Raw genomic sequence first — 21,857 nt, forward strand, 5'->3', positions numbered from 1 at the left:
GCGTCGCGAATTACCGAGCCAGCGCAAAGATCGCGTCGCAGTCGAGATGGGTCTCCAGCTCGGCTGCGACCTCGTCCAGTGCCTGCTCGACCTCGGCGCGATAGTCGATACCGCCGCCCTTGATGCCGAGGCTTTCGAGGAATTTCCCGCGAAAACCGTTGGCGCCAAACAGGCCATGCATATAAGTGCCGATTACCTTGCCATCGGCCGACACCGCCCCGTCCTCGACGCCATTGATGACGGCGGACGGCCGCAGCCTATCTGGCCCGGTGGTGCGGCCGAGATGGATCTCGTAGCCTTCAAGCGGCAGATCGAAGGGCACCGAGCGGGCACTGACATTGCGCACCGTCTTTTCCGGTTCCATCACCGTTTCGACGTCGAGCAGGCCGAGCCCTTCGGCCTCGGTGACGCTGCCTTCGATGCCGTCGGGGTCGCGCACCGTGCGGCCGAGCATCTGGAAGCCGCCGCAAATGCCGACGACATGGCCGCCGCGCTTGCGATGCGCAAGAAGGTCGCGATCCCAGCCGTTCTCACGGAACTTCAGGAGATCGCCGATCGTCGACTTGGAGCCTGGAATGACCACCAGCCCGGCATCGGCGGGCAGCGGCTTTCCCGGCGGCACGAAAACCACCTCGACCTGCGGTTCGGCCTTGAGCGGGTCGAGATCGTCGAAATTGGCGATGCGGCCAAGCATCGGCACGGCCACCTTCAGCGCGCGCGTCTCACCCGATGCCAACCGTTCCAGCACCACCGAATCCTCCGAAGGCAAGCGCGTCGCCGCCTTCAGCCACGGCACGACACCAAAACAGCGCCATCCCGTGAATGTCTCGATCGACCTTATGCCGTCGTCGAACAGCGAAACGTCGCCGCGAAACTTGTTGATGAGATAGCCGACGATCATCCGCCGGTCCTCTTCCGGCAGGATCAGATGCGTGCCGGCCACCGAAGCGATGACGCCGCCGCGATCGATGTCGCCGACCAGCACCACAGGCACATCGGCGCGGGTGGCAAAGCCCATATTGGCGATGTCGCGGCTGCGAAGGTTGATCTCGGCTGGCGAGCCGGCGCCCTCGACGATGACCAGATCGGCACCCTCGCCAACCTTGCCCCAGGAGTCCAGAACGGCGTCCATCAGCCGGCCCTTCATCGCCTGGTAGTCGCGCGCCCGCGCCTCGCCAGACACCTTGCCCTGCACGATGACCTGCGCGCCGACATCGGTCTGCGGCTTGAGCAGCACCGGGTTCATGTGGACCGACGGCGCGACGCCGCAAGCGATCGCCTGCAGCCATTGCGCGCGGCCGATCTCACCGCCCCCGGCATTGTTGTCGCCCGGGATATCGGCGACGGCGGCATTGTTCGACATGTTCTGCGGCTTGAACGGCCGCACGTTCAGGCCACGCTTTTTTGCCACGCGGCAGAGGCCGGCGACCAGCACCGTCTTGCCAACATCCGAACCGGTGCCCTGCAGCATGATCGCTTTGGCCATCAGCCCTTGCCCTGCGCCACGGTTCCGGTGACATCGGATTTCTGCGCCAGCGGTCCGCCGCGCCAGATGTAGAGCGCCAGCAATGGCTCTTTGCTGGTGCGCATGGCGTGATTGACGTTGGAAGCGTGGTGGACGACCTCGCCGGCCGTCCGCATGCAAAAGCCGCTCTCGCCCATCCGCCATTCGGTGCCGCCCGTCAGCGGAATGTAGATTTCCTCGGCGACGTGATGGTGGTCGGGATAGACGATATCGGACCCAAGGATCAGCAGGCCGGCGGCGACCTCGTCATTGGCGAAATGGCCTCGCGTGCCGAACACTTCCAGCCAGCCATAATTGTCGATGAACTCTTTTCCGAAATCCGCCTCGCCATAGGTCTGCCCCCAGCGGAGATCGTTCCGACGCTCGGCAAGCAGCCGTACCAGCGGCTTGGCATCCGGCGCGACCAACTCCACGGCGCGGTCAAGATGGCGCAGGCAGGCAAGCGGATGCGGCTCCAGTATGCGGACCGGCATCTTCCAGGTGATCCGGGCCACGGCATCGCGCACCAAGGCGTGATCGACGGACGCAAGGTATGCGTGGAACTGTCCCAGCAGTTCATCAAATTTTGTCGTCACATCGTGCTCCGGACATGCATTGGTGCACAGCCGCTCCGCGAAGGGTCGGGTTGCGCGGCGGCATCATTGGTCTAGATTGGTGCGCGCGCAAAGCCAAAAACGACAGGCCAGCAGGTCGAAGATATTAGGGAGCACGCCATGGACGCCGCGGTCGATGCGAGCACCAGCCAGTTCGAACTCAACGAGGAACAGCGCGCCATCCAGGAGATGGCGCAGGCCTTCGCCGCCGACCGCGTCGCGCCGAACGCGCTCGACTGGGACCGCAACAAGCATTTCCCGGCCGATGTGATCCGCGAGACCGGCCCGCTCGGCCTCGGCGGCATCTATATCAGGGACGATGTCGGCGGCTCGGCACTTGGCCGACTCGACGCCGTGCTGATCTTCGAGGCGCTGTCGCACGCCGATCCGGCCTTTTCGTCCTTCATCTCGATCCACAACATGGTGGCGTCGATGATCGACCGTTTCGGCAATGACGAACAGCGCCAACGCTTCCTGCCGAAGCTCACTTCGATGGAGTGGCTGGCGAGCTATTGCCTGACCGAGCCGGGGTCCGGCTCCGATGCCGCGGCGCTGAAGACGCGCGCGGTCAAGAGCGGCGGCGACTATGTCCTCAACGGCACCAAGCAGTTCATCTCGGGCGCCGGCGACAGCGATGTCTACGCCGTCATGGTGCGCACCGGCACTGAAGGGCCGAAAGGCATTTCCACCATCGTCGTGCCGAAGGATGCGCCAGGTCTCTCCTTCGGCGCCAACGAGCACAAGATGGGCTGGCACATGCAGTCGACGCGCCAGGTCATTTTCGAGGATTGCAAGGTGCCGGCGGAGAACCTGCTTTCAGGCGAAGGCGCGGGCTTCGGCATTGCCATGGCCGGCCTCGACGGCGGACGGCTGAACATCGCCGCCTGTTCGCTGGGCGGCGCACAGTCGGCGCTCGACAAGGCGCTCGCCTACACCGCCGAGCGCAAGGCCTTCGGCTCGAAGATCAACCAGTTCCAGGCTTTGCAGTTCAGGCTGGCCGACATGGAGACCGAGCTGCAGGCGGCGCGCATCTTCCTCTATGCCGCCGCCTCAAAGCTCGACCGCAAGGCGCCGGATGCCGGCAAATGGTCGGCGATGGCCAAGCGCTTCGTCACCGATACTGGCTTCAACGTCGCCAACGATGCGCTGCAGCTGCTCGGCGGTTACGGCTACCTGCACGACTATGGCATCGAGAAACTGGTGCGGGACCTGCGCGTCCACCAGATCCTCGAAGGCACCAACGAGATCATGCGCGTCATCATCGCGCGTGCTCTGATCGGCCGCTGAAGCCAGCAACTCTGGGAGAGAGCACAATGACGACGATCGCCTTCATCGGCCTCGGCAACATGGGCAATCCGATGGCCGCCAATCTGGTCAAGGCGGGGCATCAAGTGCATGGCTTCGACTTGATGCCGGAAAACCTCACCGTCGCCCGGGAGCATGGCGTGACAGTGATGGCGAATGCCTTGGCCGCGGTGAAGGATGCCGACGTGGTGATCACCATGCTGCCGGCCGGCAAGCATGTGCTGTCGGTCTATGAAGACATCGCGCCCAAGGCGAAAAAAGGCGCGTTGTTCATCGATTCCTCGACCATCGACGTCGAATCGGCGCGCAAGGCGCATGCCATTTCCGCCAAACACGGCCTGCTGTCCATCGATGCGCCGGTCTCGGGCGGCACCGGCGGTGCTGCGGCCGGCACGCTGACCTTCATGGCGGGAGGCTCCGGCGATGCCTTCGCTGCCGCCGAGCCGACCCTGAAGCCGATGGCCGGCCGCATCGTCCATTGCGGCGGCGACGGCGCCGGACAGGCGGCAAAGATCTGCAACAACATGATCCTCGGCATTTCGATGATCGGCGTCGCCGAAGCCTTCGTTCTGGCCGAAAAGCTCGGCCTGTCGCATCAGGCGCTGTTCGACGTCGCCTCGACCTCGTCGGGGCAATGCTGGTCCCTGACCACCTATTGCCCGGTGCCCGGCCCGGTGCCGACTTCGCCCGCAAACCGGGATTACAACCCAGGATTTGCAGCGGCACTGATGCTGAAAGACCTGAGATTGTCCCAGGAAGCCGCGCAAAGTGCCGGCGCCGTGACGCCACTTGGTGCCGAAGCAGCTCAGCTCTATGCCTTGTTCAACGCCCAGGGACATGGTGGCACGGATTTCTCCGGCATAATTAATTTTCTGCGCGGTAACCCAGCGTAACCAACGGATTTGGCGGACTTTTTCCGATTTTCTTGGGCAGAAAAAATGCAAATTTAGATTTGCTTAAGCTCTCGATAACCCCCCGGTAACGATGTCCCTATAAAACGGACTGCGAGGCGGACATATCGCATTCGCCCGGCGCTCCGGATCAGGTCTCGCGTACCGGAGCCCGTAAGTTTCGACAAGTGCCCGTAAGTTTCGCAAAGTGTTTGCGTAGCGAAGCACCATGCGTATCTGGCAAAGCCGCGTTCCCGATGGAGCGCGGTTTTTGCGTTTCCCCGTCAAACGCTTTTTGAGACATCAATCAAACCGGACAACTGTACTCCGGGATGCCTCACATACGCCCGCGGGCGCCTTCCGGATCATAGGGCGAGTCGGCGATCACCTTTGCCGCGCGGCGCTCGCCGAGGATGGAAACCTCGAGCTTGGTGCCGGGCGACACAAGTTCCAAGGGCAGCAGCGCAAGTGCGATGTCGTGACCAAAAGTATAGGAGTAGCCTGCCGAAGTGATGTGGCCGACGAGTTCGCCTTCGCGGTAAACGCCCTCGAAGGCGAACGCGCTCGCACTGTCCGTATCGATCGACAGCGTGGCGATCCGGCGTGCCGTCCCCTGCTTCTGTTTTGCGACCAGTGCGGCCCGGCCGATGAAGTCGCCCTTGTCGAGGCTGACGAAGCGGTCGAGACCGCTTTCCCAGGCTGACAATTCGAGGTTCATATCGCGATACATCGCCCGATAGGATTTATCGAGACGAAGCGATTCCAGCGCTTGAAGTCCAACCAGCCTCAGCCCGTGCGCCTCTCCCGATACCAGAAGTGCATCCAGCAAATGCCGCTGATAGCAGAGCGGATGATAGAGTTCCCATCCCAGTTCGCCCGAATAGTTGACGCGCAGCAGTCGTACGTCGCTGGCCATGCCGACGGTCCCGGATTGCACGCTGAACCACGGGAAGGCTTCGTTGGAGAGATCCATCTCCGTCAGCGGTTGCAATATGTCGCGCGCCTTCGGCCCAACGATTGTGAAACTGCCGCGATCCTCCGTGACGTTGCGCAGATGCACGCTGCCGTCCTTCGGCAACAGCCGGCTGAGATCGTCAAGGTTCCAGCGCTCGGCGCGCGGCGTCGATATGAGATAGAACAGGTCGCTCTGCAGCCGCGCCACCACATACTCGGCCTGCACGCCGCCAGCCGGCGTCAGGTGATGGGCAAGAGCGACACGACTGGGACGGGGCAGTCTGTTGGCCAGGATTCCGTCGAGCCAGCCCTCGGCGCCCGGCCCGCCGACCTCGAACTTGGTCATTGGTGTCATCTCGACCAAGCCCGCGGCCTGGCGGACAGCCTGAACCTCTGCGGCGACGTGGTTCCCTTTGGGGGTCCAGTGCCAGCTGTAGACATTGCGCGCTTCGACACCCGCGGGCGCAAACCAGCTCGGCATCTCCCAGCCGTTCAACACATCCCATACCGCGCCGAGCTGGCTTAGACGGTCATAGGACGGGGCCGTTTTCTGCGGTCGCGCCGCCGGCATGTCCTGGCCAGGATAGTGCTGTGCGGCGTGGGTGCCCCAAGCTTCCCGGACCTTTGCCCGGGTCCAGTTCTTGTTGGCATATTGGCCGAACCGACGGGGATCCAGCTCCGCCGTGTCGATGCTGTTGCCATCCTCCACGATCCGTTCGGAGAGGTAATAGCCAATCGCACCGCCCCAAAGGATGCCCCCCGGCACCCCTTCGGCGAGCCAGACATTCTCCAGGCCCCACGCCTGCCCCATCAGCGGCAGTTCATCGGCCGTCATCTGGAAAGGCCCTCGCACATTCCGCTTGATGCCGGCGCGCCCGAGCGCGGGGACCAGTTCGGTCGCGCGCTCCCAGTTCCAGGAGACGGCGTCGAAGTCTTCATCGAGCAGATCGGCGCCGAACCATTCCGGAACGCCGTTTTCGGCGAACAGCTTGAGCTGCTCGGTACGCTCATAGGGACCGAACATCAGCCCGTCCCCCTCTTCGCGCAGATAACCCTCGTAACCCTCGTCCCTGAGGATCGGCATCTCCGGAAGACCAAGCCGTTTGCGTTCCACAATTTCGGGAACCGCCTCGGTGATCCAGTACTGATGCAGGATCGGGATCGCGGGAATGTCCAGGCCCAGCATGGCGCCTGTCTGGCGGGCGTAGTTGCCGGTTGCAAGGATGACATGTTCACAGACAATGTCACCGCGTGAGGTCTTGACCCTCCACTCGCCGCTCGGCATCCGCTCGAAACCCTCGACTTCGGTATCAAGATGGACCTTCGCGCCGAGGTCACGTGCACCCTTGGCCATGGCCTGGGTGACATCGGCCGGCGCAATGTGGCCGTCATCGGGATGGTAGAGGGCGCCCAGCATGCTGTTGTTGTCGAGCAGCGGCCAGATCTCCCGCGCTTCCGCGGGCGATACGATCCGGGCCCGCACACCCTGGACCTCAGCGACGTCCATGTAGCTTCTGTACTCGTCCAGCCTGTCGCGCGTGTTGGCAATGCGCAGTTGGCCGCATTTGTGCCAACCGACGTTCTGGCCCGTCTCCGCCTCCAGGCCCTCATAGATTTCAATCGACCTGGCGATCATGCGGCCGACATTGCGGCTGCGCGCGTAAGAGGGGATGAGCCCCGCGGCATGCCATGTCGAGCCGGCCGTAAGCTGTGTTCGCTCCAGCAATGCCACATCGGTCCAGCCGCGCTTTGCCAGGCCGTAGAGAATGCCGGCACCCACGCAGCCGCCACCGATCACGACCGCCCGAACGGAACTCACCATATGCGTGTGCCCTTGTATGAAATTGCTATTGGTCCACATGAACGCGCGCGCATACTGTCAGACAGCATCTGGTTTTTCAGCACATTTCCTTGTCTGGAACGCAGCAGAGGTCATCGCCTGTTGGGCCACAAAGCCAGCCGGACTGTCAGCTGTCGCGCCGCGTATAGGCCGCGATTTTGCGTTTTGCCCAGCTATATTCCGATTGCCGCATTCGGGATCGGGACATGATCTTCGTTGATCAGCACGATCGGTGCATCGGCTCCCTCGACCCTGACGACCAGCAGGCGCAGGCCCCACGTGGCGGCTGTCCGGACAGCCGTCGAGTAGGCGGTGCCCTTGCCCTTGGCGCCGTGGACCGGAATGCTGAATTGGGCGTCACCAGCCCCATTCGCATTGACATTGAGATGGCCACCGACCCAGAAACTGTCGGCCAGATCATCACCCAGCGCGGCCTTGACGCGGTCGTCGGCGCGAAGTCTGTCCATCGTCATGTGGTAGGCATCGCTGCCTTTCAGGACGTAGGGGATGCTGCCGACCATCGTCGCACAGCCGCCGATCCCGACCACCCACACGGCAAGGCCGGCAATTGCCCAGTTGCGTTGCGTCTTTCGAAACTGTTCGGCGTCGCGCCAGGCGCGGTTCTGCCAGGCCCAGCGGCTGCCGCGCGCACCCAGCACAATGATCATGATGATGTTGACGACAGGGATCAGCGCCAGCAGCGCGATAAAGGTGCTGTTGCCGATGCCCCAGATCCAGTTCAGGAAAAAGGCGCCCCAGTTCCAGCGGTCGAGTTCGGCCGGGATTTCGGCGGGCTGGTTGAGCGGTTGTCCGGCCATGATGTTCCCCATCGGCAGATATGCCTGATGGGTTCTAACGTATGACATCGAAAAACGGGAATCGGTTTTTCTGGATCGGCCTCTGGTTGTCAGGTCTTGTTGGACAGCCGGCGAAAGTTCGCTTTCACGGCACGGCTTGCCGGCTTCAGCGCGGCGCTGATCGAGCGTTCCGCCGCAACGCCGTTCAACAGCGATGGTGTGCGACCGGAAAAGACCTCCGGCCAGAACCGCGATGCCGACTGCAGGAAAGACATTTGCGCCGCAAACGCGCCTTCGGCCATCGCGACGGTCTTCTCGTTCACCGCACGCGCCGTCTCCGTGTCCCAAGGCTGGCTACTCCCGGCGTCCGTCGCCATCAACGGCAGCCGCATCATCGCCACCAGCGGCGCCAGCATCAGGTCACCGCCGATGCTGGCCGCTTCTTGCGTCCGTCGGCTCTTGCCGGTCTTTCTCATGGAAACAACTCCTTGTCGCAGCCGAATCAGCCGCTGCCCCACACACTACGCGCTGGGGATGGAATTCGTTCGTCGCTTCAGCATGGTCTTGAGGCCGGGCGCTCCTGCCGCGGAACGCCCGGTCCGGGGTCGAGCCCTATCGCTTGCGCAGGTCGGCCTGCGCCAGATCCAGCGCCTTCGAGATGCGGTCGCAGGCCATGTCGATCGTATCGCGGGTCCAGATCAGCGGCGGCGACAGGATCATCGTGTCGCCAGTGGCGCGCAGCATCATGCCGTTTGCGATCGCGTGGTCGCGCACGGTCACAGCCGCACTGCCAGCCGGAAGGAACCGCTCCTTGGTCGCCTTGTCCTTGACGATCTCGATCGCGCCCATCAGCCCGATCGAACGCACCTCGCCGACCAGATCATGCCCGGCAATGCGCTCCTGCAGCGCCTTGGCGAAATAAGGACCCGTGTCGTTCCGGACGCGATCGACCAGCCCTTCCCGCTCGATGATCTCAAGGTTCTTCAGCGCCACGGCGCAGGCCACCGGGTGCCCGGAATAGGTGTAGCCGTGATTGAACTCGCCGCCCTTCTCGACCAGCGTCGAGGCGATGCGGTCGCCGACCAGCAAAGCCGACAGCGGCTGATAGCCCGATGTCAGCGCCTTGGCCGTGGTGATCGTGTCGGGCTCGATACCGAGCGTCTGGGCAGCGAACCACTCACCAGTGCGGCCATAGCCGGTGATGACTTCGTCCAGCATCAGCAGAACATCGTATCTGCGGCAGATGCGCTGCACCTCCGGCCAGTAGCTGACCGGCGGTATCTTCACGCCGCCCGCTCCCATGACCGGCTCGCCGATGAAGGCGGCAACCTTGTCGGCGCCGGCTTCGAGGATCGCATCCTCGACAGCCCCGGCCGCGCGCAGACCGAAATCATGATCGCTCTCGCCCGGCAGCGCCAGCTCATAGGCATAGGGCATCATCACATGGACGATGTTGGGCACCGCCCCGTTGAGCTGCTTGTGCATGCCGTCCATGCCGCCGAGCGACGTGCCGGCGACGGTCGAGCCGTGATAGGCCATCTTGCGCGAGATGATGCGGTTCTTCTCCGGCTTGCCCTCCAGCACCCAGTAGTGGCGCACAAGACGCAGCGCCGTGTCGTTGGCTTCCGAACCGGACGAACCGTAGAACACCTGATTGACGTGCTTTGGCGCGATCTCCGCCAGCTTCTTGGACAGCAGCACCGGCGTCGGCGTCGAGCATTTGAAGAAGGAGTTGTAGTAAGGCAGTTCCTTCATCTGGGCATAGGCAGCCTCGGCCAGCTCGTCACGGCCATAGCCGATGTTGACGCACCACAGCCCGGCCATGCCGTCGAGGATTTCCGTCCCTTCGGAATCGTAGATGAACGGCCCGTTGGCGTGGGTGATGATGCGCGAGCCGGCCTCGCGCAATTCCTTGTGGTCGGTGAACGGATGCAGATGATGCGCGGCGTCGATCTGCTGAAGCTGCTTCAGCGAATAATTCTGATAGGTCATGGATCTGATCTTTCCTCTGGATTCTATCCGGCCCAAGCCGGGGGCGAATGCGTCAGAGGTAAGCGGGTGGCGAATAGCCGATGCGGGCGCACAGCCGCAAAAGCTCGGCACGCAGCGTGCGCGGTGACGGTGTCACCGCGACCCGCAATGCGCGAACGCCAAATGCGCCAGCCAATGTCCCTTCGAGAGCCATGGCCGGCACCTTAAAGCAAAGGATGGTCGAGGTGAACCACCCTTTGCGTCCGCAACACCCGATCGCCGGTTAGGCGATCCCGCCCAGCGCCCTTTGCAGGAAGACATACTTCATCGCCGTCTGCGCCGCCTGCGGCCGGCGGTCGCCGCGGCCGCCATGTCCGCCCTCGGTCTCCTCGAAGAACAGCGTCCTGGCATGGCCGGCTTCCTGCAGGCGGGCGGCCATCTTGCGCGCATGGCCGGGATGGACACGGTCGTCCGCGGTCGAGGTGGTCAGCAGAATCGGCGGATAGGCGGCACCGGCGTCGACATGCTGATAGGGCGAGTACGCGGAAAGCCACGCCGCGTCTTCCGGTTTCGACGGGTCGCCATATTCGGCCATCCACGAGGCGCCGGGCGGCAACTCGGTGTAGCGCAGCATGTCGAGCAGCGGCACCTCGATGATGGCGGCGCCGAAGAGTTCGGGGCGTTGTGTCAAGGAAACGCCGGTCAGCAGGCCGCCATTCGAACCGCCCTGGATGCCGAGCGAAGCAGCCGTGGCGATACCGCGTTTGACGACGTCCTGTGCGACTGCCGCGAAATCGTCGAAACCGTTCTGGCGATTGCCCTTCAGGGCCGCCTGATGCCAGGCCGGGCCGAACTCGCCGCCGCCGCGGATGCAGGCCTGCACATAGGCATTGCCCTTCTCTAGCCACAGCCGGCCACGCACGCCGGCATAACCCGGCAGCAGCGGCACTTCGAAACCGCCATAGCCATAGAGCAGCGTTGGCACCGGACCTTTCTGGTCGCGCCGCCTGACGACGAAATAGGGGATCATCGTGCCGTCCTTCGAGCGTGCCTCGAACTGTTCCGAGATCAGCGGCGAGGCATCAAAACGCGCCGGCTGCGACTTCACGGTGGCCAGCGTCTCGCCATTGTCATCCGACCAGATGATCGAGCTCGGCGTCAGGAAGTCGGTGAAGGAGAAGGACACGCTCGAGCCGAAATGCTCGGCATGACTGATGCCGACATTGCCGTTTTCGGGCAGCGCGACCGGTTTCAGCGACCAGCCGCCATCCTTGCGATCGCAGACGATGACCTTGCCGCGCACATTGTCCATCAGGTTGATGAACAGCCGGTCCTGTGTGCGGGCAATGCCGGCGACGGAAACGCGATACGCCGACTCCAACAAGGTCTCCACAGGTCCGAGCGCGCCGGTCTCGACCCAGTGCGCCAGATCCAGCGAATAGAGGCCGTCGGGCTTGCACACCGTGCCATCGGGCGCGGTCCACGGGCTGCGCACGCCGAAGACGAGCTGATCCCTGAATATCGCGGTGTCGGTCATGTCGTCCGGCAAAGGCAGACGTCTGTTCTCGCCGGAAGGCAGCCGAAGGAAAAGGTGCGAGGCGAAGAAATTAAGCGTCCTGGCGAGGATCAGATAGCGGCGGTCGCCATCGAACTCGACAGCGGCACCGACGGCGAGATCCTCTTTCTGCGCCTCGAAGATCGGTGTCGCGTCTTCCAGCCTGGTGCCGCGTTTCCAGAGCTTGACCACGCGCGGATAACCCGACTGCGTCTTGTCCTCCTCCTCGAAGGCCGCCGAGACGATGACCGTGTCCTTGTCCAGCCAGCCGAAACCCGACTTGGAAGCCCGCGCGTGAAACCCATCTTCTACGAACGATTTAGTTTCGATGTTGAATTCGCGCATCTCGCTGGCGTCGCCGCCATCCGGCGACATCGAGACAAGGCAAAGGTTGAAGTTCGGATAGAGCCGGCTGGCGCCGCCGAACACCCATTTAATCCTCTCCTTCGCAGCAAGCCGGTCGAAGTCGACGATCGTTTCCCAGTCGGGCTTCTCGGTCTTGTAGGAAGCGACCGTTGTGCGGCGCCAGAGTCCGAGCACATTGGTCTTGTCCTGCCAGAAATTGTAGACATGGCCTTTGAGTGCAGCGCCGACGGCAATGTTGTCCTCGGCCGTCATCAGGTCGAGCGCGGTCTGGAACGACGCCTGATAGGACGGATCACCCTGCAGCTCGCCAACCGTGACCTCGTTCTGGCGATGCACCCAGTCGAGCGACTGCGCGGCTGTCCTGTCTTCAAGCCAGAGGAAGGGATCGCTCGAAGGAGCGGAATTTGGCGTCTTGGTGGCGGACTTGGTCATGAGGTCTCCGATAAACGTGCCGCTTTTGGCACTGCCAACATCGATATAAGGTGTTCGATATTCAATATGTTCAGCTGACGATTGAGGCTTTCCGCCGACCAACGAGGCTCGCGATGGTCAGCGCCAGGCACATCAGGCCAAGCGTGATAGGCAGCCCGCCGGCGCCCAGAATATCCATGGCGCCGCCCGCCAGCGGCGGCACGGCGATGCCACCGACGCCCCAAATCAAGGAGAAGGCGGCGTTGCCGGCAACCAGTGTCGAACCGGTAAAGCGCTCGCCCAGTTCGATGATCGACATCGTGTAGATGCCGTAGGAAACGGCGCCCCAGACGAAGATCATCGGCCAGATCAGCGGCGTCTCGATGAGCAGCGGCAACAGCACACAACCAAGCACCGTCAAGGAAACACAGGCAAGCCGCACCAGGCGCGCGGAAAGCCTTTCCGCCAAAAGGCCGAGCGGCACCTGCATGGCGATGTTGCCGGCGATCATCACCGACAGCAGCGCCGACATGCGGGTCTCGGTGATGCCGTGATGGGTGCCATAGACCGGCAGCAAAGCCAGCGCGCCCTGTTCGAAACCGGCGGCGACGATGACGGCAAACAAAAGCAGCCACGCCAGCGGCACGAAGCCCAGGACGGAAACCCGATGGCCAGCCTCGTCGACCTTCGGCAAGCGAGGCAGCACCGATGCCAGGCAGATGCCGCACAGCACGAAGGCGAAAATGCCGACCAGGAATGGCGGCCAGCCTTCAGTGCCGACGGCAAGCAGGCACAATGGCCCGGCCGCGAAACCGGCCGAGATGATCGTCGAATAGACGCCCATGACGCGACCGCGTCGCGCCGGCGGCGCCAGCGCAATCACCCAGATCTCGCTCAGCACATAGAGCGGATTGGTGACGACGCCGATCAGGAAGCGCAGCGGAAACCACAGATAGACATTCTGCGTCCAGCCGATCAGCGCCAGCACGATTGCCGACAGGGAAGCACAAATGAGCGCCGTGCGCCCTGCCCCGAACCGCCGCGCCAGCGCCGGGATCAGCGGTGACGACAGGATGAAGCCGACCGGCGTCATCGCCGCCGACAGGCCAATCATCGCAGGAGAAACGCTCTGGCGCTGCAGAATAAAACTCAACAGCGGATAGGACAGGCCCTGCGCGATGGCGAACACCGAGACGGTCGCGATCACACCGGTGATCGCTGCCCATTGCATCGTCTCGTCGTCGTTCGATTTCGCCAGAGTCATTGTGCGCACCACTTATCGGGCTGCAGGATTAGCGATTGAGTTGGATGGTGGTAAGTCCCCCGCGGGCGAAAACCGCTTGCTCCAGACAATGCTTGTCAGGAAGCTGGGCCTGTCAGAAAGCGCGACGCACCGACGAGCGATACAGCGCGAACAACACCAGCACCGCATCGAGGCCGGCGATCACGACCGGCAAGCCGAGTGGGCCGATGCCTTGCATGAGCAGGCCGGCGCCGGGTGGGCCGACGATGCCGCCGGCGCCCCACATCAGCGCGAAGGCAGCGTTGCCGGCGACCAGCGCCGAGCCCTTGAACCGGCTGCTGAGCTCGACCAATGCCATCGTGTAAACGCCGTAGCCGACCGCCCCCATCACCAGCAGCACGACCCAGATCAACGGCGTCATGATCAGCAGCGGCAGCAAAAGCGCGCAGGCGCTCGTCGCCAGCGCGCAAACGATGATCATGGCACGGCCGCCAAAACGCTCCGCCAGAAGGCCGAGTGGAATCTGCAGCAGGATATTGCCCAGCGACAGCGCCATCACCAGCGAGGCCAGCACGGCTTCCGCCAGACCGTAACTGGCGCCGAAGACCGGGACCAGCGCATAGGTGCTCTGCTGGACCGCGGCCGAGACCAGCACGGCAAGCAGCAGCGCCGGCGCCATTTTGGCAAAGCCGACAAGGCCGCTGGCAGGCTGGCCGTCATCCTCGAAACCGGTGAGCTTTGACGAGACGGCGTGCAGGATCACCGCGCAGAGCGTGAAGCCGGCGACACCGACAAGGAAGGGCGCCCAGCCCGACGTGCCGAGCAGGGTCAGCGCGAATGGCCCGGCCGCGTAACCGGCGCCCATCAGCGTGTTGAACACGCCCATCACCCGGCCACGCCGCGACGGCGGCGCCAGCGACAGCGCCCACACCTCGCCGAGAATGTAGAGCGGATTGATGACCACGCCGATGATGAAGCGGATGACGAACCAGGCCACCCAGTCCTGCAGATAGCCAATGCCCAGGAAGCAGAGCGCGCCGATCAGCGAACAGCCGACCGCCAGGTTGCGGGCGCCGACCAGCCGCACCGCCGCCGGCACGAAGGAAGCCGACAGGATCAGGCCGAGCGGCATCATCGCCGCCGACAGGCCGATCAGTGCCGGCGACATGCCTTGCTTCTGCATGAGGAGCGTGAACAGCGGCGAGCTCAACCCTTGCGCCGCGCCGAACATGGCAAGTGCCGCGGTGACGCCGGCAAGCGCTGCCCACTGCGTTCCCGCTTCGCTTCGCTCGAGCCGGTCGCGACCATGCTGCCATCCACGTGAAGTGCTGGCCATCCGGCCGGCGAAATCCGCTTGCGCCAACGAGCCAGTGCGGCTGGCGCAAGCCGAACGGGTCCGGATTGAATGGCGGCGAGTGTTCGGCTCGGCCGACGCTACGGAAAATAGCGGGCGAGAGCGCCCTTCTTGCCGTCGGCGTAAGGCTTCAGCCATTTGTCGTCGGTGGCGATCCCGTCATCGTCGGAAGGCCCCTTGCCGATTGTCCGGCGCCAGGCGCGGAATTTGTAGTGATCGAACACGTCGAGCATGTGCACCGCGTAGGCAGCGGCGAAGGTCTTGTCGCCCTCGACCATCACCAGGTTCTCGTCATTTTCGTAGGACGCCTTGTAACCGAGATTGTGGCTGCCGGTGATGACGGTGGCATTGTCTTCCATCGGATCGATGATGACGATCTTGTCGTGCACGATCGCATGGCCGACGGTCAGCACCTCCGCCTGAAAGTCGCGGGCGATCGTGGCGCCGGTCAGGTTTGCCGCCCGCACAATCGAGACGTTCGGCGCCTCCCAGACCTTCTCCGGAAAGACGAATGGCGACTTGCCGTCCTTGTTCGACTTGTGGGTGACCGGATCCTTGGTCGGCGCGACATAGTTGGGCATGGCGGTTTGATCGCTGATCGCACCCTGCACGATCAGCTTCGGATCGGCCTTGGCTGCCGCAACCGCCTGGTCGACAACCGAGTTGTCGCCGAGCCGCGAAGGATTGAACACCAGGAACAGCACTGCGCGCTTCGCAGCCTTGATGCGGGCAAAGACGTCCTCGAGGTCGACCGGCCGCACGGAAATGTCTTTCTTGTTGCGGTCGGGATCGTTTGGCGAAAACCATACCGTCATGCCATCCAGCGCCGCCGTGGCGCCATTCAGCGGGTTTGGCCTGTGGTTTTCCCGGCGGAATGGCACGCCTTGCGTCTGCGCGACATGACCGGCAGCGCTTTCCGAGGCCGGCGGCGGGAACACATCGGCCTTCATGCGCTGCCAATAGGCGTCGAAGATCTCGGCCATATCCGGGTCATCGCGGATGAAGGCGTTGTTGGACTGCCCGCAGATACCCGTCGACGTCCAGTTGGTGCTGCCGGTCATCACCGCTTGCGCCTTGCCGTGGGCATCGCGGTAGACGGCAAACTTGTTGTGGCCGATATGGTTGTTGTTGAACAGGCGGTCCGTCACCACGACGCCCGCGTCGTGCAGGCGCTTCCTGTATGGCGCGTTACCGGCGTCCCAGGCCTTGGTTTGGTCGTCCCTGCCCGAATTGGAAAGGATGACCTCGACGACATCCTTGGCGGCGATGATGGCGTCACACAACGCGTCGTCGCCAAGCTCATAGAGCGCAAGCCTGACGGTGCCGCCGTCGGCCTTCGCCCGTTTCATGAGGCTGGTCAGCACGTCAGGCACGTCACCTTGTAGATAGGCGCGTATCTTGCTCGTTGGATCCTGCAGCACCGCCCTGATCTTGTCGCGCTGCCCGACCTTGATGCCGGCCTCCTGCAGCGCATGCGACATCCATTGCGTCGACAGCACGCCGTTGGTGAAGGCGACACGCGCCTTGCCGAACATCTGTCCGAGGAAGATCGCCGGACTGACCGCGCCGTGGCCGAGATAGCCCAGCGGCCGCGCCGGCCCGGTATAGGCGGGTTTGCCATCGACGACCTGATCGGGGCGCACCGGCACGGGATCGAGGCTAGGCTTCATGTCCCCGACCGGACGCACCCGGTAGGCTATCATCTCGCCGTCTGGCCTGACGTCGATGCTATCACGGCGGCGCCGTACGGTGAGGTCGCGCCAGAATGTCTTCTGCACCGGCCAGACGCCGGTGTCCTGGGGAATCCATCTCGGATTGCGCTGCCCCTTGAAGGGCACCCAGGACGCCAGACAACGCTCCTCGCCGGTGTCGGGGTAGTTGCGCACGATCTCGAAACCGAGGCAGCCCGGAATCATGCCGTCTATATCCCAGGAAAGGAACGCGACCTCGTTGTTCGTCGCGGCGCGCACTTTGACAACGTCAGGCATGACTGTCCCTCCAAAGACGTTAAGCGCACAAGTATATCAGAAGTAAAAGACGGAAGTGTAACGCACTCCATATCAGCGCATCCAGCCGGACGGCTGCTCTCGGGCACTTCCAGGCGCATCAGCGCGGTCAAGGCGATGTCGCGGCCGCGCGCCTGCCGTTCCGGCATGTCGCTTCCCTCGCCCTAGTGGTCGCCGCCTCCGCAATGGTCGGACAGCCGCCGGTCCATTATGCCGCCCGCTATCGCATCGTACGAGGACCATCATGACCGCCGCCCTACAACCCTTGGAACCGGCATTGGCCACCGACCGCGCCCGTCGCGGCGGCCGCGCCGGAAAGCGCGCCGGCGGCTCGGCCGCGTTCGAGCAACCGGCTTTCCGCCAGCTGAAGAACCCGCTGACGCCAACCAGGCTGGTTTCGGACGACGAACTGGAATCAATCCACCTCGCCTCCTTGCGCGTGCTGCGGGAAATCGGCGTCGATGTGCTGCATGACGAAGCCCGGAGCATTATGAAGGCGCATGGCGCCGACGTGCGCGAGGGCAGCGAGCGGGTGCGCTTCGACAGCGACATGATCCTCGAACTGGTGTCACACTGCCCGTCGGAGTTCACCATCCATGCCCGCAACCCCGCGCACAATGTGCGCTTTGGCGGCAACAATGTGATCATCTCTATGATGGCGTCGGCGCCCAATTGCTCCGACATCGATCGCGGCCGCCGGCCCGGCAACCAGCAGGACTATCGCAACTTCCTCAAGCTCGCGCAGATGCACAACATCCTGAACTGCACGGGCGGCTACCCGGTCGAGCCGACCGATATCCATCCGTCCGTCCGCCACCTCGAGTGCATCCGCGATCTCAGCGTGCTCACCGACAAGGTGTTCCACATCTATTCGCTCGGCAAGGAGCGCAATGTCGACGGCATCGAGATCGCCAGGATCGCGCGCGGCATCAGCCACGAGCAGATGCTCGAAGAGCCGTCCGTCTTCACCATCATCAACACCAATTCGCCGCTCAAGCTCGATGTGCCGATGATGGAAGGCATCATCCAGATGTCGAGCAAGGGCCAGGTCGTCGTCGTCACGCCGTTCACCCTGTCGGGCGCCATGGCGCCGGTCACCATTGCCGGCGCGCTGGTGCAGCAGAACGCCGAGGCGCTGTCCGGCATCGCCTTCGCCCAGATGGTGCGCAAGGGCGCTCCCGTCGGCTATGGCGGCTTCACCTCCAATGTCGACATGAAGTCCGGTTCACCGGCCTTCGGCACGCCGGAATACATGAAGGCGCAGCTCGTCGGTGGCCAGCTTGCCCGCCGCTACAACATCCCCTACCGCACCTCCAACACCTGCGCCGCCAACACGGTCGACGCGCAAGCGGCTTATGAAAGCGTGTTCTCGCTGTGGGGAGCCATCCAGGGCGGCGGCAATCTGATGATGCATGCCGCCGGCTGGCTCGAGGGCGGCCTGCGCTGCTCCTACGAGAAGACCATTCTGGACATCGATCTGCTGCAGATGGTCGCCGAATTCCTGACCCCCCTCGACCTTTCCGACGAGGCGCTCGGCTTCGACGCCATCCAGTCGGTCGGTCCCGGCGGCCATTTCTTCGGCACCCAGCACACCCAGGACCGCTACAAGACCGCCTTCTACTCGCCGATCCTGTCCGACTGGCGCAATTACGAGACCTGGGCGGAAGCCGGCTCACCGACAGCGCTCGAAAAGGCCAATAAAGTCTGGAAGGAACGGCTCGCGTCCTACGAAGAGCCCTATATGGACCCGGCCATCTGCGAGGAACTCAACGCCTTCGTCGCCAAGCGGCGGTCCGAGGGCGGCGCGCCGACCGATTTTTGATCGTCAATGTTGTTGATGAACTGATCATTCGTATGGATTTGATGAACGGTCGACCCCCACTCCGTCGAGCTGCGCTCGACACCTCTCCCCCGATCGACGGGGGAGAGGAAAGGCGCGAGCTTATGCAGGCTGGCACCCTTCCTCTCCCTCCGGAGGGGGGAGAGGTGGCGCCGCGAAGCGGCGACGGAGTGGGGGAAGCCCGCCCCGCAACACGCAGCCGCCGCAAAACGGGCGCCACCCAGCGAGCCAGAAAACTCAGGCAAGGTGACAACCAGGCCGAAGCGCTGCTTTGGCTTGAGTTAAAAGCCCGCAAACTTGGCGGCTACAAGTTCACGCGTCAGTTCTCCATCGGCCCCTTTTTTGCAGACTTCGCTTGCCGCGAAAAATGGCTTGTCGTGGAAGTCGACGGACACCAACATGCCGGCAGTTCCTATGACCGCCGCCGCGACGATTTCATGCGTGCCCAAGGCTATTCGATCCTGCGTCTTTGGAGCCATGACGTCCTGAAAGACCGTACTTCCGTCTGTGAAACCATTCTTGCCGCGCTTGATGGCAGGCTGGGCGAGAACATCGCTGCATCCGACCTCCGCTTTGTTTTCACACCCCGCTCACTCGATTCAATCCCTTCAAAAACGGACCTATCTTGATGAAATCTCATGTAAAAGCGGTTGTCATCGGCGGCGGCGTCGTCGGCTGCTCGGTTCTCTATCACCTGGCCAAGGCCGGCTGGACCGACATCATGCTGATCGAGCGCTCGGAGCTCACCTCCGGCTCGTCCTGGCACGCGGCTGGCGGCTTCCACACGCTGAACGGCGATCCCAACGTCGCCAAGCTGCAGGCCTATACGGTGCAGCTCTACAAGGAGATCGAGGAAATATCAGGCCAGTCCTGCTCGCTGCACCTGACCGGCGGCGTGATGATGGCCGATACGCCCGAGCGCATGGATTTCCTGCGCCTAGCGCATGCCAAGGGCCGCTATCTCGGCATGGATACCGAACTGATCACGCCGTCCGAAGCCAAGGCGATGTTCCCGCTGATGGACGAGACCAATTTCGTTGGCGCCATGTGGGATCCGGTCGAAGGCCATCTTGATCCGTCCGGCACCACCATCGCCTATTCCAAGGCGGCCAAAAAACTCGGCGCCGAGATCGTGCTGCGCAACCGCGTCGTCGAACTGACGCAGGAGGTCGACGGCACCTGGAACGTCGTCACCGAACAGGGCACGGTGAAGGCCGAGCATGTCGTCAACTGCGGTGGCCTGTGGGCGCGCGAGATCGGCCGCATGGTCGGTGTCGAACTGCCGGTGCTGGCCATGGAGCACATGTATCTGCTCACCGAGCCGATGCCGGAGGTCGAGGAATTCAACAAGTCGACCGGCCGCGAGATGATCGGCGTGCTCGACTTCAAAGGCGAAATTTACACCCGCCAGGAGCGCAACGGCATCCTGCTCGGCACCTATGAAAAGGCCTGCAAGCCATGGTCGCCGGTCAACACACCGTGGGATTTCGGCCACGAATTGCTGCCGCCGGACCTCGACCGCATCGCTCCGTCGCTGGAAATCGGCTTCAAGCATTTCCCCGGCATCGAGAAGGCCGGCATCAAACAGATCATCAACGGCCCCTTCACCTTCGCGCTCGACGGCAATCCGCTCGTCGGCCCGGTGCAGGGTCTGACCAATTTCTGGTGCGCCTGCGCCGTGATGGCCGGCTTCAGCCAGGGCGGCGGCGTCGGCTTGGCACTGTCGAACTGGATGGTCCATGGCGATCCCGGCTTCGACGTCTGGGGCATGGATGTCACCCGTTTCGGCGAATGGGCCGGCCTGCGCTACACCAACGCCAAGGTCCGCGAAAACTATTCGCGCCGCTTCTCCATCCGCTTCCCCAACGAGGAACTGCCGGCGGCACGCCCGGCGCAGACGACGCCGCTCTATGACACCATGCTGGCCAACAACGCCGTCATGGGCGACTCGTGGGGCCTCGAAACCCCGCTCTGGTTCGCGCCGAAGGGCAAGGAGCCCAGGGATATCGTCTCCTTCCACCGCTCCAACGATTTCGAGCCGATCGGCGAGGAAGTGCGCGCCACGCGTGAGCGTGTCGGCGTCACCGAGATCGCCAACTTCGCCAAATACGAAGTGTCGGGACCTGCGGCCGAGGATTTCCTTAACCGGCTGATGACCAACCGCATGCCGAAGACGGGCCGCATCGTGCTGACGCCGATGCTCAACGAATTCGGCAAGCTGATCGGCGACTTCACCATCGCCAAGGCGGCCGAAGACCGCTTCATGATCTGGGGCTCGTCCGCCGCGCAGAAATATCACATGCGCTGGTTCGAGAAGCACCTGCCGAAGGACGGGTCCGTGCGCATCCACCGCTTCGACCAGAGCCTGGTCGGTCTCTCGATAGCCGGGCCGAAATCGCGCGACTTGCTGCAGAAGCTGGTCGACGTCGACATCTCGACCAAAGCCTTCCGTTTCATGGATTTCCGCGAGATGGCGGTCGGCGGCGCGCCGTGCCTGGTCAACCGCATCACCTACACCGGCGACCTCGGCTACGAGATCTGGATGGCGCCGACCTACCAGCGCCTCGTCTATCAGGCGATCAAGGACGCCGGCGAGGAGTTCGGTCTCATCGATTTCGGCATGCGCGCTCTGCTGTCGATGCGCTTGGAAAAGAACTTCCCGACCTGGTTCCGCGAATTGCGGCCGATCTACGGGCCGTTTGAAGGGGCGATGGACCGCTTCATCAAGCTCGAGAAGAACGACTTCATCGGCCGCGAGGCTGCCGCCAAGGAACAGGCCGGGGGTCCGAAACTGCGCCGCGTCTCCTTCATCGTCGATGCCGCCGACGCCGATGTGATGGGCGACGAACCGATCTGGGCCAAGGTCAGCAAGGACTACGGCACGGTGGAAAAGCCGCATGGCTATGGCGCACCGCGCTTCGACAAGGGCGGCAAGGAAATACGCGGCTCCAAGGCTGCCGAAGGCGCGTCCGCCGTGCGCGGCATCGTCGACGGCGACTGGCGCGTGGTTGGCTGGGTGACGTCGGGCGGCTATGCCCATTATGTGCAGAAGTCGATGGCACAGGGCTATGTACCGGCAGCACTCGCCGAGGACGAAAGCGCGGGACTGTTCGAGATCGAGATCCTCGGCCATCGGCGTCCGGCGCGCATCAATGTCGAGGCACCTTTCGACCCGAGCGGCGAAAAGATGCGGACCTGAGGTTCAAT

At 63.4% G+C, this 21,857-nt stretch carries 16 protein-coding genes; 5 read left to right on the forward strand and 11 right to left on the reverse strand.

Annotation, left to right across the window (positions count from 1 at the left end):
• Window positions 1-10: 10 nt before the first annotated feature.
• Entirely contained in the window at window positions 11-1,486 is a 1,476-nt protein-coding gene (locus tag ACFOJ9_RS18870; protein WP_378980392.1) for a cobyric acid synthase, read from the reverse strand.
• The gene (locus ACFOJ9_RS18875; RefSeq protein ID WP_378980393.1) at window positions 1,486-2,100 is read right to left on the reverse strand and encodes a dimethylsulfonioproprionate lyase family protein; all 615 of its coding nucleotides are present in this window, start codon (window positions 2,098-2,100) and stop codon (window positions 1,486-1,488) included. The genes ACFOJ9_RS18870 and ACFOJ9_RS18875 overlap by 1 nt, the downstream gene beginning before the upstream one ends.
• Window positions 2,101-2,238: 138 nt before the next feature.
• Here ACFOJ9_RS18875 and ACFOJ9_RS18880 point away from each other — a divergent pair, with 138 nt between their 5' ends.
• Entirely contained in the window at window positions 2,239-3,405 is a 1,167-nt protein-coding gene (locus ACFOJ9_RS18880) for an isobutyryl-CoA dehydrogenase (protein ID WP_378980394.1), read from the forward strand.
• Window positions 3,406-3,431: 26 nt separating this feature from the next.
• Window positions 3,432-4,316, forward strand: coding sequence for a 3-hydroxyisobutyrate dehydrogenase (mmsB, locus tag ACFOJ9_RS18885; protein ID WP_378980395.1), 885 nt, complete (start codon window positions 3,432-3,434; stop codon window positions 4,314-4,316).
• Between the two features lie 334 nt (window positions 4,317-4,650).
• Here mmsB and ACFOJ9_RS18890 read toward each other — a convergent pair whose 3' ends face one another.
• The 9 genes from ACFOJ9_RS18890 to ACFOJ9_RS18930 all read right to left on the reverse strand — a co-directional run bounded on the left by ACFOJ9_RS18890 (window position 4,651) and on the right by ACFOJ9_RS18930 (window position 16,792).
• Window positions 4,651-7,089 carry a GcvT family protein gene (locus tag ACFOJ9_RS18890; protein ID WP_378980396.1) on the reverse strand — a complete coding sequence of 813 codons (2,439 nt, stop codon included), beginning with the start codon at window positions 7,087-7,089 and terminating at the stop codon, window positions 4,651-4,653.
• Between the two features lie 191 nt (window positions 7,090-7,280).
• On the reverse strand, window positions 7,281-7,925 hold the full coding sequence (locus ACFOJ9_RS18895; protein WP_378980397.1) for a cytochrome c oxidase assembly factor Coa1 family protein: 645 nt from the start codon (window positions 7,923-7,925) through the stop codon (window positions 7,281-7,283).
• 89 nt (window positions 7,926-8,014) lie between these two features.
• A complete protein-coding gene (locus tag ACFOJ9_RS18900; RefSeq protein WP_378980398.1) occupies window positions 8,015-8,380 on the reverse strand; it encodes a hypothetical protein in 366 nt (121 codons plus the stop codon).
• 136 nt (window positions 8,381-8,516) lie between these two features.
• Window positions 8,517-9,896, reverse strand: a complete 1,380-nt coding sequence (locus ACFOJ9_RS18905; protein ID WP_378980399.1) for an aspartate aminotransferase family protein — start codon at window positions 9,894-9,896, stop codon at window positions 8,517-8,519.
• A gap of 52 nt (window positions 9,897-9,948) precedes the next feature.
• Window positions 9,949-10,089 carry a capsid protein gene (locus tag ACFOJ9_RS18910; protein WP_378980400.1) on the reverse strand — a complete coding sequence of 47 codons (141 nt, stop codon included), beginning with the start codon at window positions 10,087-10,089 and terminating at the stop codon, window positions 9,949-9,951.
• Window positions 10,090-10,158: 69 nt separating this feature from the next.
• Window positions 10,159-12,228, reverse strand: coding sequence for a prolyl oligopeptidase family serine peptidase (locus ACFOJ9_RS18915; RefSeq protein ID WP_378980401.1), 2,070 nt, complete (start codon window positions 12,226-12,228; stop codon window positions 10,159-10,161).
• A 70-nt stretch (window positions 12,229-12,298) separates the two neighbouring features.
• Window positions 12,299-13,471 (reverse strand): MFS transporter, encoded by a 1,173-nt coding sequence (locus ACFOJ9_RS18920; RefSeq protein ID WP_378980402.1) that lies wholly within the window; start codon window positions 13,469-13,471, stop codon window positions 12,299-12,301.
• A gap of 112 nt (window positions 13,472-13,583) precedes the next feature.
• Window positions 13,584-14,786 carry an MFS transporter gene (locus tag ACFOJ9_RS18925; protein WP_378980403.1) on the reverse strand — a complete coding sequence of 401 codons (1,203 nt, stop codon included), beginning with the start codon at window positions 14,784-14,786 and terminating at the stop codon, window positions 13,584-13,586.
• Window positions 14,787-14,884: 98 nt separating this feature from the next.
• Window positions 14,885-16,792 (reverse strand): phospholipase D-like domain-containing protein, encoded by a 1,908-nt coding sequence (locus ACFOJ9_RS18930; protein WP_378980404.1) that lies wholly within the window; start codon window positions 16,790-16,792, stop codon window positions 14,885-14,887.
• Window positions 16,793-17,054: 262 nt separating this feature from the next.
• On the opposite strand from ACFOJ9_RS18930, the gene ACFOJ9_RS18935 reads away from it, so the two are divergent.
• From ACFOJ9_RS18935 to ACFOJ9_RS18945, 3 genes are all read left to right on the forward strand, one after another.
• A complete protein-coding gene (locus tag ACFOJ9_RS18935; RefSeq protein WP_378980405.1) occupies window positions 17,055-18,632 on the forward strand; it encodes a trimethylamine methyltransferase family protein in 1,578 nt (525 codons plus the stop codon).
• A gap of 164 nt (window positions 18,633-18,796) precedes the next feature.
• Window positions 18,797-19,279, forward strand: coding sequence for an endonuclease domain-containing protein (locus ACFOJ9_RS18940; RefSeq protein WP_378987881.1), 483 nt, complete (start codon window positions 18,797-18,799; stop codon window positions 19,277-19,279).
• A complete protein-coding gene (locus ACFOJ9_RS18945; protein ID WP_378980406.1) occupies window positions 19,279-21,849 on the forward strand; it encodes a GcvT family protein in 2,571 nt (856 codons plus the stop codon). The genes ACFOJ9_RS18940 and ACFOJ9_RS18945 overlap by 1 nt, the downstream gene beginning before the upstream one ends.
• Window positions 21,850-21,857 lie beyond the last annotated feature (8 nt).

Source organism: Mesorhizobium cantuariense (genome assembly GCF_042647205.1).
Taxonomy (GTDB): Bacteria; Pseudomonadota; Alphaproteobacteria; order Rhizobiales; family Rhizobiaceae; genus Mesorhizobium; species Mesorhizobium cantuariense.